Origin of the sequence: Ureibacillus manganicus DSM 26584, assembly GCF_000772945.1 — a bacterium.
GTDB classification, from domain to species: domain Bacteria; phylum Bacillota; class Bacilli; order Bacillales_A; family Planococcaceae; genus Ureibacillus; species Ureibacillus manganicus.
In genome coordinates, this window is the sequence record NZ_JPVN01000004.1 from 31298 (window position 1) to 43304 (window position 12007).

19 protein-coding genes are annotated in these 12007 nt (G+C 38.6%); all 19 read right to left on the minus strand.

All coding sequences use genetic code 11. From position 1 onward, the window contains the following. Positions 1-33: 33 nt before the first annotated feature. The 19 genes from rpsI to rplF all read right to left on the minus strand — a co-directional run bounded on the left by rpsI (position 34) and on the right by rplF (position 11996). Positions 34-426 (minus strand): 30S ribosomal protein S9, encoded by a 393-nt coding sequence (gene rpsI / locus CD29_RS03885; protein WP_036183080.1) that lies wholly within the window; start codon positions 424-426, stop codon positions 34-36. Positions 427-448: 22 nt separating this feature from the next. Further along, positions 449-886, minus strand: coding sequence for a 50S ribosomal protein L13 (gene rplM / locus CD29_RS03890; protein ID WP_036183082.1), 438 nt, complete (start codon positions 884-886; stop codon positions 449-451). A 168-nt stretch (positions 887-1054) separates the two neighbouring features. After that, positions 1055-1795, minus strand: a complete 741-nt coding sequence (truA, locus tag CD29_RS03895; RefSeq protein ID WP_036183083.1) for a tRNA pseudouridine(38-40) synthase TruA — start codon at positions 1793-1795, stop codon at positions 1055-1057. 13 nt (positions 1796-1808) lie between these two features. Continuing rightward, a complete protein-coding gene (locus tag CD29_RS03900; protein WP_036183084.1) occupies positions 1809-2606 on the minus strand; it encodes an energy-coupling factor transporter transmembrane component T family protein in 798 nt (265 codons plus the stop codon). Beyond that, entirely contained in the window at positions 2603-3475 is an 873-nt protein-coding gene (locus CD29_RS03905) for an energy-coupling factor ABC transporter ATP-binding protein (RefSeq protein WP_036183085.1), read from the minus strand. Before CD29_RS03905 ends, CD29_RS03900 begins: the two co-directional genes overlap by 4 nt. Then, positions 3451-4296: an energy-coupling factor ABC transporter ATP-binding protein gene (locus CD29_RS03910; RefSeq protein ID WP_036183086.1), complete on the minus strand. Its 846-nt coding sequence runs from the start codon at positions 4294-4296 to the stop codon at positions 3451-3453. The genes CD29_RS03905 and CD29_RS03910 overlap by 25 nt, the downstream gene beginning before the upstream one ends. A 472-nt stretch (positions 4297-4768) precedes the next feature. Beyond that, positions 4769-5149, minus strand: coding sequence for a 50S ribosomal protein L17 (rplQ, locus tag CD29_RS03915; RefSeq protein WP_036183087.1), 381 nt, complete (start codon positions 5147-5149; stop codon positions 4769-4771). Positions 5150-5194: 45 nt separating this feature from the next. Then, positions 5195-6139: a DNA-directed RNA polymerase subunit alpha gene (locus CD29_RS03920; RefSeq protein WP_036183090.1), complete on the minus strand. Its 945-nt coding sequence runs from the start codon at positions 6137-6139 to the stop codon at positions 5195-5197. Positions 6140-6261: 122 nt separating this feature from the next. Further along, positions 6262-6651, minus strand: coding sequence for a 30S ribosomal protein S11 (gene rpsK / locus CD29_RS03925; RefSeq protein ID WP_036172483.1), 390 nt, complete (start codon positions 6649-6651; stop codon positions 6262-6264). A gap of 24 nt (positions 6652-6675) precedes the next feature. Then, positions 6676-7041: a 30S ribosomal protein S13 gene (rpsM, locus tag CD29_RS03930; RefSeq protein WP_036183092.1), complete on the minus strand. Its 366-nt coding sequence runs from the start codon at positions 7039-7041 to the stop codon at positions 6676-6678. 24 nt (positions 7042-7065) lie between these two features. Then, positions 7066-7179 carry a 50S ribosomal protein L36 gene (gene rpmJ, locus CD29_RS03935; RefSeq protein ID WP_000868344.1) on the minus strand — a complete coding sequence of 38 codons (114 nt, stop codon included), beginning with the start codon at positions 7177-7179 and terminating at the stop codon, positions 7066-7068. A gap of 37 nt (positions 7180-7216) precedes the next feature. Then, positions 7217-7435, minus strand: a complete 219-nt coding sequence (infA, locus tag CD29_RS03940) for a translation initiation factor IF-1 (protein ID WP_016429904.1) — start codon at positions 7433-7435, stop codon at positions 7217-7219. A 420-nt stretch (positions 7436-7855) separates the two neighbouring features. Then, a complete protein-coding gene (locus CD29_RS03945; protein ID WP_036183094.1) occupies positions 7856-8512 on the minus strand; it encodes an adenylate kinase in 657 nt (218 codons plus the stop codon). A 61-nt stretch (positions 8513-8573) separates the two neighbouring features. Further along, positions 8574-9869 (minus strand): preprotein translocase subunit SecY, encoded by a 1296-nt coding sequence (secY, locus tag CD29_RS03950; protein WP_036183097.1) that lies wholly within the window; start codon positions 9867-9869, stop codon positions 8574-8576. After that, positions 9869-10309, minus strand: coding sequence for a 50S ribosomal protein L15 (rplO, locus tag CD29_RS03955; protein ID WP_036183100.1), 441 nt, complete (start codon positions 10307-10309; stop codon positions 9869-9871). The genes secY and rplO overlap by 1 nt, the downstream gene beginning before the upstream one ends. A 35-nt stretch (positions 10310-10344) precedes the next feature. Next, complete coding sequence (rpmD, locus tag CD29_RS03960) at positions 10345-10527, minus strand: 50S ribosomal protein L30 (protein ID WP_036183102.1); 183 nt, start codon at positions 10525-10527, stop codon at positions 10345-10347. Positions 10528-10540: 13 nt separating this feature from the next. Continuing rightward, a complete protein-coding gene (gene rpsE / locus CD29_RS03965; RefSeq protein ID WP_036183104.1) occupies positions 10541-11041 on the minus strand; it encodes a 30S ribosomal protein S5 in 501 nt (166 codons plus the stop codon). 21 nt (positions 11042-11062) lie between these two features. Then, the gene (gene rplR, locus CD29_RS03970; protein ID WP_036183106.1) at positions 11063-11422 is read right to left on the minus strand and encodes a 50S ribosomal protein L18; all 360 of its coding nucleotides are present in this window, start codon (positions 11420-11422) and stop codon (positions 11063-11065) included. Between the two features lie 34 nt (positions 11423-11456). After that, complete coding sequence (gene rplF / locus CD29_RS03975; protein ID WP_036183108.1) at positions 11457-11996, minus strand: 50S ribosomal protein L6; 540 nt, start codon at positions 11994-11996, stop codon at positions 11457-11459. Positions 11997-12007 lie beyond the last annotated feature (11 nt).

Sequence of the window (12007 nt, forward strand, 5' to 3'; positions counted from 1 at the left end):
TTCGAGAAAGGGTTGAAACGTTGAAAGTAATAATTAACGTTTTGAGAACTGAGGCGCACGACGAGCACCTTTAAGACCGTATTTTTTACGTTCTTTCATACGTGGGTCACGAGTTAGTAAACCTGCAGATTTAAGTGCTGGACGGAAATCTGGGTCAACTTGTAGTAACGCACGAGCGATACCGTGACGGATTGCACCAGCTTGACCTGTGAATCCACCACCGTTTACGTTTACGTGTACATCATAACTACCTTTAGTTTGAGTTGCTTCTAATGGTTGGTTGATGATTAAGTGTAAAGTTTCGAATGGTAAGTACTCTTCGATAGTACGGTTGTTGATAACGATTTTACCTTCGCCTGGTACTAGACGTACGCGAGCTACTGAGCTTTTACGGCGACCTGTGCCGATATATTGTACTTGTGCCAAGTGTATATCCTCCTCTAATTAATTATCCGCGAAGCTCGTAAGCTTCTGGTTTTTGTGCTGCATGTGGATGTTCTGCTCCAGCGTATACGTGAAGTTTAGAGAACATTTGACGACCTAAAGAGTTTTTAGGAAGCATCCCTTTAACTGCTAATTCAAGCATTTGACGTGGGTATTTTTCTTTCATTTCACCAGCTGTGCGTTGTTTTAAACCACCAGCGAATTGAGTGTGACGGTAGTAAATTTTACCTTCTAATTTGTTACCTGTTAATTCAATTTTCTCTGCGTTGATGATGATCACGTGATCTCCAGTGTCAACGTTTGGTGTGAATGTTGGTTTATGTTTACCGCGTAAGATAGAAGCTACTTCAGAAGCTAAACGTCCAAGAGTTTGGCCTTCTGCGTCAACTACTAACCATTTACGCTCTACTTCGTGACCTTTAGCCATGAATGTTGTACGCATGTATATATCCTCCTAATCGATTCGATTACCGTTATTTTTCATTATATAATCACTTATAAGATTCGGGGCTTATCCGTGGTTGGTAATGAAAATACCATATGTCATCTTATAATATTTTTCGAACTAAGTCAAGAAAAAATATGAACACCTGGAGAAGTTGTTTTTTCTTCAATAAAATACCTTTTCCAAATACAAACCGTGTGGTGGTGCTGTTTTGCCAGCACTTCCACGGTCATTTGATGCAATGATTTCTTTCAATTGACTTGCAGCGCGTTTTTCAGTGCCGACTTCCCAAAGTGTACCCGCAATTATTCTTACCATGTTATATAAGAATCCATTGCCTTCGATGATCATATGTAATTCCTGATCATGCCATTCAAAATCCAATGTATGGACTGTACGGACTTTATCAACAACGCTTGTGTTTGCGGCGCAAAAGCAAGAAAAATCATGAGTACCTACAATGTATTGGGCAGCTTCTTTCATTTTACCTATATTCGGTTTAACACCATTCGTATCTACTGCGTAATACCTACGAAATGGACTTTGTACATTGTTGCAATTCCAAATGTACCGATAACGCTTGCCTGTCACGCTAAAACGGGCATGGAAGTCAGAAGGAACCTCTTCTACCTGCATTACTCGGATATCACTTGGTAGTTGAACGTTTAATGCCTTCTGATAACGATCTGTTGGTATTGATAAATTCGTATCAAAATGAATAACTTGTCCAGTTGCATGAACTTTTGAATCTGTACGTCCACTCGCTGTAATTCGTACCATTTCACCTTTATGCATTTTGGATAATACTTTTTCTATTTCGAGCTGAACCGTTCGTTCGCCTGGTTGCACTTGATAGCCTGAAAACAGTGTGCCATCATAACTTATCGTTGCCTTTAAACGACGCAAACAAGATCACCCCTTAAGTACGTAGATAGATTAATAATGCTGCTAGTGCAATTAACACTACTAAACTAATGGAATCGCGCCAATCCCATTTTAGCTTTCTGTAACGTGTTCGACCCTCGCCTCCACGATAGCCTCGAACTTCCATCGCAGTTGCTAGGTCTTCAGCACGTTTAAATGCACTCACAAATAGTGGGACCAATAATGGGACAACTGCTTTTATACGATCTTTTAAAGGTCCTGCACTTAAATCAGATCCACGTGCCATTTGCGCTTTCATAATTTTATCTGTCTCATCCATTAATGTAGGAATGAAACGTAACGCAATTGACATCATTAATGCTAATTCGTGTACAGGAAGCTTTACTTTCTTTAACGGATTTAATAACACTTCAATTCCATCTGTAATGGATATAGGAGATGTCGTTAAAGTTAATACAGAAGTTACAAAAACAAGAACAACAAATCGAATGGAGATGTAAATCCCTTGCCTAACCCCTTCTTCATATATCTTAAAAAATCCTAATTCAAATACGATATTACCTTCTCTTGTAAAAATAATGTGTATTAAAAATGTAAATACTAACAATATTAATACTGGCTTTAAACCGTTAATTAAGAAATATAGACGGATACGAGACAACAAAATAATAAATAATGTAAAGGCTAATAATAGCCCGTACGTAATTGTATTATTTGCAAGAAATACTATAATGATAAATGCAAAAACAAAAACCAATTTAGATCGTGGATCAAGTCGATGAACAAAGGAGTCTCCAGGAATATAGCGACCAAAGATCATTTTTTCCATCATTGCTCATCACTCTCCCTTTTCACTGAATGAGAAATTTCTAACGCCAATTCTTCTTCAGTTAAACAGATTTTGGAGAGCTTTTTATCCATTAACTTCTCAACTTTGTGTTGGAATTTAATAATACGTGGTAATTCTAATCGATAACTTTCTAGCGTTTTTGCATCAGCAAAAATATCACGTGGTGCACCAGTTAATACACAGCGTCCCTCATGCATAATGGCTAGATTGTCAGCATATCTTGCAGCATCTTCCATACTATGTGTTACAAGAATCGTTGTTAAACCTTGTTCTTTGTGAAGTTGATAGAACATGTCCATTATTTCCCGTTGTCCACGTGGGTCAAGCCCAGCAGTAGGTTCATCTAACACTATCACTTCTGGTTGTAAGGCAAGTACACCTGCTATTGCAACGCGTCTCATTTGCCCTCCAGACAAATCAAATGGAGACTTTTCTAAAACTGAATTAGGTAGTCCTACAAGGCCAACTAAGTCCCTTGCACGTTGTTCTGCTTCCTCTGGAGAGACGCCAAAGTTCATCGGTCCAAACATAATGTCTTTTAAGACTGTTTCTTCGAATAATTGATGTTCTGGAAATTGAAAAACAATACCCACTTTTTGGCGAATCGGTTTTAATTCTTTTGCCTTTTTCCCAGCAACAATTACTCGTTCTCCAATATGTACTTCACCCTTTGATGGTTTTAGTAACCCATTAAAGTGTTGCAATATCGTAGATTTACCTGATCCAGTGTGACCAATAATAGCTTGATATGTCTTACTTGGAATCTCTAAATCCACATCAAATAATGCACGCTTTTCAAAAGGTGTGCCCATTGAATACGCGTAACTTACTTGTTGAAGTTTGATGTCCATAGATCATTCACCAACTCTTCTTCTGTCATATGTTCCCCAATTAAACTAACCCCGTTTGCTTTAAGTAATTTTGTCATTCTCATCGCAAATGGCAGTTCTAATCCAAACTCCACTAGTTTATCCCCTAGTGAGAATACTTCTTGTGGAGAGCCTTCAGCATATTTTTTACCATCATTCATAAACAGTATACGGTCAGCGAGTAGCGCCTCCTCAACATCGTGAGTAATGGACAAAACAGTTAATCTAGTTTCTTCTCGCAATTCTTGTACTGTATTTAACACCTCTGCACGTCCTTGTGGGTCAAGCATTGCAGTTGCTTCGTCTAGAATGAGTATCTTTGGACGCATTGCTAACGCGCCTGCAATCGCAACACGCTGTTTTTGCCCACCTGATAGATGGTGAGGTTCATGATTTAGAAATGAGTCCATATTAACCTGTTTTAACGATGTATGAACACGTTTTACCATTTCTTCATGCGGAACTCCGTTATTTTCTAAAGCAAAAGCTACATCATCTTGAACTGTTGCACCAACGAACTGATTATCAGGATTCTGAAAAACCATTCCAATTTGTGTGCGCGTTTCCCACAGGTTTTCTTCTGTTAATACGTTTTTCATAACATGAACTTCCCCTTCTTGGGGAAATAATAGACCGCTAATAATTTTAACCATGGTAGATTTACCTGATCCGTTATGACCAACAATTGATATCCATTCACCTTCATTTATCGTAAACGATACGTTTTGAACAGCTTTACGTGCATCTTTTACCTCTGGTGTATATGAAAAACTTACATTATTAAACGACAGTATCTCACTCAAGTATAATGCTCCTCTCAGGCTTACTCTACTCATCACAACGTATAGATCTTTTCTTTATGTTTTTGCATCAATAAGTCATTTTAAAACTTCCACATATACAAAAATAAGGTACGTTAACAATCAGCAGAAGCTTTCTGGAATGGAACGTATCTTATTTTTACATATGTATTTAACTTTAAACAATTTGGTATCTATCATTAAAAACTGTAAATATATTACAATTTTAATAGAATAAAAAAGCGCGCACCTCATTCAGAGAAATGCGCCTTAGCGTATTTTATTGTAAAAGCTTGGCTGCTCATTTCCAAGCCTTTATGAATGAGGTGCGGAGAGCTAGACGAGACGCCGTCACTAAGGACTCGCTCATTATAACGCTCATGCCATTTTATTGTCGTATAAATCATTTTAAAAAAAGGGTCCGGATTCAACCGGTGAACCGGACACCTACTTTGGCAGTATTGTAAGAATTAAATTAAACTAATTCAATTACAACTACAGGCGCACCGTCTCCACGGCGAGGACCTTTTTTAAGGATACGAGTGTAACCACCTTGACGATCTGCGTAACGTGGTGCTACATCGTTAAATAACTTTTGTAAAGCAAATGTAGATGTTTCATTACCATTCTCATCAGTTGTTGTTGCAACTTCACGACGGATGAATGCAGCAGCTTGACGACGAGCATGTAAATCTCCACGTTTACCTAAAGTGATCATTTTTTCTACAACAGAGCGTAATTCTTTCGCACGAGCTTCTGTTGTTTCAATGCGTTCGTTAACGATTAAATCAGTAGCTAAGTCACGTAGTAACGCTTTACGTTGAGAACTTGTACGACCAAGTTTTCTGTAACCCATAGATGTTCCCTCCTTCAATTGATCTAAGTCTTGCAAAAAGCATGATTAGTCTTCTTTACGTAATCCTAAACCAAGCTCTTCTAATTTCGCTTTTACTTCTTCTAATGATTTACGACCAAGGTTACGTACCTTCATCATGTCATCTTCTGATTTATTAGCAAGCTCTAATACCGTATTGATACCAGCTCGTTTTAAACAGTTGTAAGAACGAACAGAAAGATCAAGTTCTTCGATAGTCATCTCTAAAACTTTTTCCTTTTGATCTTCTTCTTTTTCAACCATGATTTCAGCCGTTTGAGCTTCGTTCGTTAAACCAACAAAGATATTAAGGTGCTCAGTTAAAATTTTTGCGCCGAGCGAAATCGCCTCTTTTGGACCAATGCTTCCATCAGTCCACACATCAAGTGATAATTTATCGAAGTCAGAATTTTGTCCGACACGAGTATTTTCTACTTGAAAATTAACGCGTGAAACTGGAGTGTAAATAGAGTCGATCGGGATCACGCCGATAGGAAGATCTTCACGTTTGTTTTGATCAGCAGGAGTATACCCACGGCCACGACGTGCATACATACGAATACGTAAATGACCATTTTTAGCAATTGTTGCAATATATAGATCTGGATTTAAAATTTCAACGTCACTGTCATGTGTAATATCAGCAGCTGTAACTACCGATTCACCTTTCACATCAATCTCAATAACTTTTTCTTCGTCAGAGTAGATTTTAAGTGCAAGTTTTTTAATATTCAAGATAATAGAAGCAACATCTTCAACTACACCTTCAACAGTAGAGAATTCATGTAGTACTCCGTCGATTTGAATACTAGTAACAGCAGCTCCTGGAAGTGAAGACAGAAGGATCCGACGTAAAGAATTACCCAAAGTGTTTCCATATCCGCGTTCAAGCGGTTCAACAACAAATTTACCATGTTTGGAATCTTCGCTGATTTCCACAGTTTCAATCTTTGGTTTTTCAATTTCGATCATTCAATTTACCCTCCTTCAAAACATCGAATGTATTAGGTTCATACCATCATATACTACTAATAATTGCACAACTTAGCGTTTAGCACAAAGATGATGACTTAAGAGAACTTAAGATGCACCCATTACACACGACGACGTTTTGGTGGACGGCAACCGTTATGTGGAACTGGAGTAACATCTTTAATTGCAGTTACTTCTAAACCTGCTGCTTGAAGAGCACGAATTGCAGCTTCACGACCAGCACCAGGACCTTTAACAGTTACTTCCAACGTCTTCAGACCATGTTCAAGGGATGCTTTTGCAGCAGCTTCAGCAGCCATTTGCGCAGCATAAGGTGTAGATTTACGTGAGCCTTTGAAACCAAGTGCACCAGCACTAGACCAAGACACTGCATTACCTTGCATATCTGTAATCGTTACAATTGTATTGTTAAATGTAGAACGGATGTGAGCAATACCTGATTCGATATTCTTTTTCACACGACGTTTACGTGTTTGTTGTTTACGAGCCATGTTAAAAGGAACCCCCTTTACTTATTATTTTTTCTTGTTCGCTACAGTTTTACGAGGACCTTTACGCGTACGCGCATTATTTTTCGTATTTTGACCACGAACAGGTAAACCACGACGGTGACGGATACCACGGAATGATCCGATTTCCATTAAACGTTTGATGTTTAATGAGATTTCACGACGTAAGTCACCTTCTGTTTTATAAGAATCTAATTGTTCACGGATTAGGTTTAGTTCATCTTCAGTTAAATCGCGTACACGAGTTTCTTCAGATACACCAGCAGCTGCTAATACTTTTTTAGCAGTTGTTTTACCAATACCGTAAATGTATGTTAATGAAATTACAACGCGTTTGTCGCGAGGAATGTCAACACCAGCAATACGTGCCATACTTTTAGTGCACCTCCTTCTAAATTATCCTTGTTTTTGTTTATGTTTAGGATTTTCACAGATTACCATTACTTTACCGCGTCGGCGAATTACTTTACATTTTTCGCAGATCGGTTTCACAGATGGTCTCACTTTCATCTAACCCAACCTCCTTATTATTTCGGAGTGCAAAAGATTATTTAAAACGGTATGTGATACGACCGCGAGTTAAATCGTAAGGAGATAACTCTATAGTAACCTTATCTCCAGGTAAAATTCTGATAAAATGCATGCGAATCTTTCCAGATACGTGAGCAAGAATCGTATGCCCATTTTCTAATTCTACCTTAAACATCGCGTTTGGCAAAGTCTCAACTACTGTTCCTTCGACTTCAATTACATCGTCTTTCGCCATCAACCCTATCTCCCTTCTATATGCAACTTTTTCCGATTCTCAAATTTGAGAAACCATCCAATTGTTTTCTTCAAAAGAAGCAACACCATTAACATATGCATGGATTGTATGAGAGATGTTCGAAAGACGCTCGTCTGGTTTCGCTTCACACAATCCACGGAAATACAAAATCCAACTAATAGATTATGTAATCCACATTGTTTAACGATAGCCGGAATGTCTTGGATGAGAGATTCATACCCGTTTACACAGATGCTTCCACGAAACCCTTAACACACTTTTTAGTGTCATCCTATTTAAAATAAGCATTACACTTTATAAGTGTATACCGGGCACAATATGCTTTTGCAACTCTCATTAATTTTTTGTTGCACCGCAGTTCACGCGCGAAAAATAGTTTAGTTCGCCTAATGCCGGGTATTAGCTGCGGCTGCCCTGTAATAAAAGAGCGTCTAGATCAGCAAACACATTATCAATATGTTGCTGTCCGTTAATATTCGTTAAAACACCTTTTGCTTCATAATAGTTTAGCAAAGGTTGCGCTTGATTCATATTTACTTCCAGACGGTTCGCAACCGTTTCAGGATTATCATCAGCACGAGTGTATAATTCGCCACCATCTTTATCGCATTTACCTTCCTCTTTTGGAGGATTAAAGATAACATGGTACGAAGCACCGCAAACCTTACAAATACGACGACCACTTAAACGAGCAACCAGTTCTTCTTTTTCAACTTGGATATTAATTGTGTGATCAATTTTCTTCCCTAGTGAATCTAGAATATTATCTAGTGCTTCCGCTTGTGGTACTGTACGTGGGAATCCATCAAGTAAGAAACCTTTTTCACAATCTTCTTGGCTAAGTCGTTCGCGAACGATACCGATCGTTACTTCATCAGGAACAAGTGCTCCTTGGTCCATAAACGATTTTGCTTTTAATCCTAACTCTGTACCATCTTTAATAGCGGCACGGAACATATCGCCTGTAGAAATATGAGGGATCGCGTATTTATCAACAATTTTATCTGCTTGAGTACCTTTACCAGCACCAGGCAGACCCATTAAAACGATATTCATACGTTTAGTCTCCCCCTAATTCAGCTGGCATAGGAAACTATTCGTTTCCTATTTACCAACATTATTTCATAAAGCCTTTATAATGACGTTTAACTAATTGTGATTCTAACTGTTTCATTGTTTCTAGAGCAACCCCGACTACGATAATAACACTAGTACCACCAATTTGCGCTGAGGCAGGTAGATTCATGAAATTAATAAATAGGATCGGTAGAACAGAGACAACAACTAAGAATAGAGCACCTACAAAAGTTAAACGATATAAAACTTTTGTTAAGTAACTTTGCGTATCACTACCTGGACGAATACCAGGAATGTAAGCACCTTGTTTTTTCAGATTATCTGCTAAGTTTTCAGGATTCACTTGGATAAATGCATAGAAGTAAGTGAATGCAGTAATTAGTGCAATATATACTAACATACCAACAGGTTTTGTGTAATCAAACGTATTAGTAATGAAGGTAGTTACACTATTTTGCCCGAAGAACATAGCTAATGTCTGAGGTGTAACAATGAATGCCATTGCAAAGATTACTGGGATAACCCCAGCAGCATTTACTTTTAACGGTAAATGGGTTTGCTGTCCACCTGCTTGAGATGCACGACCTGCAACACGTTTAGCATATTGAATTGGAATTTTACGAAGTGCTTGTTGCACGTAAATAACTCCAACAACAATTGCTAAAAGAATTACTACTAAAAGAGCAAGGATGATAATCTTAATGAAAAGTTGATCTCCAGCACCTTCAAGTTGTTGTGCGTAGATTTGGTTTACTGCTGTTGGAATTGCAGCAACAATCCCGGCAAAGATAATGATTGATATACCGTTACCTACACCATGTGCAGTAATTTGTTCACCTAACCACAATAGGAATGCAGTACCACCAGTTAAAACAATTGCAATAGTTATGTAAGACATTACACTAGTGTCAGTGATTAATTGTCCGCCATACATTTGGTTAAATCCAAATGACATCGCAAATGCTTGAAGGAATGCAAGGATGATTGTAAAGTAGCGTGTAAACTGTGCAAGTTTGCGGCGTCCAACATCACCTTGTTTAGCCCATTCAGAAAACTTAGGTACAACGTCCATTTGTAGTAACTGAACGATAATTGATGCTGTAATGTAAGGCATAATTCCCAATGCAAAGATTGAGAAGTTTGCCAATGCCCCACCACCGAAAGTATTTAAGAAGCCAATTAAGTTAAATTGATCGGCTACTTGTAATACTCCAGCATCTACGTTTGGTACCGGAATGAAAGTTCCGATACGAAACACCAGTAGCATTAATAATGTAAAGATGATTTTATTTCTTATATCTCGAACACGCATGAAGTTAGAGATTGTCTGAAACATTAAATCACCTCTGTTGTTCCACCAGCATTTTCAATAGCTTCTTTAGCTGATGAAGAGAACTTGTGAGCTTTTACAGTTAGCTTTTTATTAAGAGTTCCATTACCTAGAATCTTAATGCCAGCTTTTTCATTACTCACAACACCAGTTTCAACTAATAATGCAGGTGTTACTTCAATGCCATCTTCAAAACGATTTAATGTATCAATGTTCACGATAGCGTATTCTTTACGGTTAATGTTCGTAAAGCCGCGTTTAGGTAAACGACGGAAAAGTGGGTTTTGACCACCTTCAAATCCAGGGCGTACTCCGCCGCCAGAACGGGCGTTTTGTCCTTTGTGACCTTTACCTGCAGTTTTACCGTTACCAGAACCGATACCACGACCAACACGGTTGCGTTCTTTACGTGAACCTACCGCTGGTTTTAACTCATGAAGTTTCATATGGGTGGCACCTCCTTGTTCATTGTTTAGGGATATTAATTTTCTTTTATAGTAACTAAGTGAGCTACTTTGTCTAACATTCCGCGGATAGCTGCGTTATCAGCATGTTCCACAGTTTGGTTAAGTTTGCGTAAACCTAATGCCTCAACTGTTTTGCGTTGAGCAGGTTTTGCACCAATAACAGATTTAGTAAGGGTGATCTCTAGTTTGTTAGCCATTATGATTCCCCCCTTATCCTAATAATTCTTCCACTGATTTACCGCGAAGTTTTGCAACTTCCTCTGCGCGTTTTAGTTCTTTAAGACCTGCGATTGTAGCACGAACCATATTAATAGGTGTGTTTGAACCTAGAGATTTTGAAAGAATATCAGTAATACCAGCAAGTTCAAGTACAGCACGTACTGGACCACCAGCGATAACTCCTGTACCAGCAGATGCAGGTTTAATTAAAATTTTACCTGCGCCAAAGCGACCGTGTACTTCGTGTGGAGTAGTTCCACCAACACGTGGTACTTCAATTAAGTTTTTCTTCGCATCTTCAACAGCTTTTTTGATTGCGTCTGGAACTTCTTGTGCTTTACCAGTACCGAAACCAACATGACCGTTTCTATCTCCAACAACAACTAGTGCTGAGAAGCGGAAGCGACGTCCACCTTTAACAACTTTAGCAACGCGGTTGATCGTTACTACGCGTTCTTCAAATTCAAGATTGTTTGCGTCAAATCGACTCATGAAGTATGTCCCTCCTTCTTATTAAAATTCTAAGCCGTTTTCACGTGCAGCTTCAGCTAAAGCTTTAACACGTCCATGATATAAGTAACCACCGCGGTCAAATACTACGTTTGTAATATTTTTTTCCACAGCACGTTTAGCGATAATTTGACCGATTTTTGCTGCAGCTTCAGCATTGTTACCAGCACCCTCAAAATCTTTTTCTTGAGTTGATGCACTAACAATTGTTACACCTGCAACATCATCAATAAGTTGCGCATAAATGTTCTTGTTTGAACGGAATACGTTTAGACGTGGACGTTCTGCAGTACCAGAAATTTTAGTACGAACACGCGCATGACGTTTTTTACGAACTTGATTTTTATCTTGTTTCGTAATCACTGTGAGGTCACTCCTTTCTAACGCTTATCTAGCATTATTTACCTGTTTTACCTTCTTTACGACGAACTTGTTCGCCTTCGTAACGAATACCTTTACCTTTGTAAGGCTCTGGTGGACGTACAGCACGGATGTTTGATGACAATGCACCAACACGTTCTTTGTTGATCCCTTTAACAATAACTTTTGTGTTTGAAGGAACTTCGATTTCTAAACCTTCTTCAGGTGTGAACTCTACTGGATGAGAGTATCCAACGTTTAATACAAGTTTATTGCCTTGTAATTGCGCACGATAACCAACACCGATAAGTTCTAGTGAACGAGTAAATCCTTCAGAAACACCAGTTACCATGTTTGCTAATAAAGCACGAGTTGTACCGTGGATCGTACGGTGTTCTTTTGATTCAGTAGGGCGTGTTAAAGTAATCACGCTGCCTTCTTGTTCGATTTTAATATCTTGATTAAAAGTTTGAGTAAGTTCGCCTTTAGGTCCTTTAACAGTTACAGTGTTATCATCAGCGATAGTAACTGTTACGCCTGCTGGAACCTCGATTGGTTTTTTACCTACACGAGACATATAGTTGCACC

Bases quoted from the DNA above. Each gene is read 5' to 3' on its own strand.
- rplM (WP_036183082.1), bottom strand. From the start codon at position 886: ATGCGTACAACATTCATGGCTAAAGGTCACGAAGTAGAGCGTAAATGG.
- CD29_RS03900 (WP_036183084.1), bottom strand. From the start codon at position 2,606: ATGATGGAAAAAATGATCTTTGGTCGCTATATTCCTGGAGACTCCTTT.
- CD29_RS03905 (WP_036183085.1), bottom strand. From the start codon at position 3,475: ATGGACATCAAACTTCAACAAGTAAGTTACGCGTATTCAATGGGCACA.
- rplQ (WP_036183087.1), bottom strand. From the start codon at position 5,149: ATGGGTTACAGAAAACTTGGTCGTACAAGTTCTCAACGTAAAGCGTTA.
- CD29_RS03920 (WP_036183090.1), bottom strand. From the start codon at position 6,139: ATGATCGAAATTGAAAAACCAAAGATTGAAACTGTGGAAATCAGCGAA.
- rpsK (WP_036172483.1), bottom strand. From the start codon at position 6,651: ATGGCTCGTAAACAACAAACACGTAAACGTCGTGTGAAAAAGAATATC.
- rpsM (WP_036183092.1), bottom strand. From the start codon at position 7,041: ATGGCACGTATTGCTGGTGTTGACATTCCTCGCGACAAACGCGTTGTA.
- rpmJ (WP_000868344.1), bottom strand. From the start codon at position 7,179: ATGAAAGTGAGACCATCTGTGAAACCGATCTGCGAAAAATGTAAAGTA.
- infA (WP_016429904.1), bottom strand. From the start codon at position 7,435: ATGGCGAAAGACGATGTAATTGAAGTCGAAGGAACAGTAGTTGAGACT.
- CD29_RS03945 (WP_036183094.1), bottom strand. From the start codon at position 8,512: ATGAATATCGTTTTAATGGGTCTGCCTGGTGCTGGTAAAGGTACTCAA.
- secY (WP_036183097.1), bottom strand. From the start codon at position 9,869: ATGTTTCAGACAATCTCTAACTTCATGCGTGTTCGAGATATAAGAAAT.
- rplO (WP_036183100.1), bottom strand. From the start codon at position 10,309: ATGAAACTTCATGAGTTAAAACCAGCGGTAGGTTCACGTAAAGAACGC.
- rpmD (WP_036183102.1), bottom strand. From the start codon at position 10,527: ATGGCTAACAAACTAGAGATCACCCTTACTAAATCTGTTATTGGTGCA.
- rpsE (WP_036183104.1), bottom strand. From the start codon at position 11,041: ATGAGTCGATTTGACGCAAACAATCTTGAATTTGAAGAACGCGTAGTA.
- rplF (WP_036183108.1), bottom strand. From the start codon at position 11,996: ATGTCTCGTGTAGGTAAAAAACCAATCGAGGTTCCAGCAGGCGTAACA.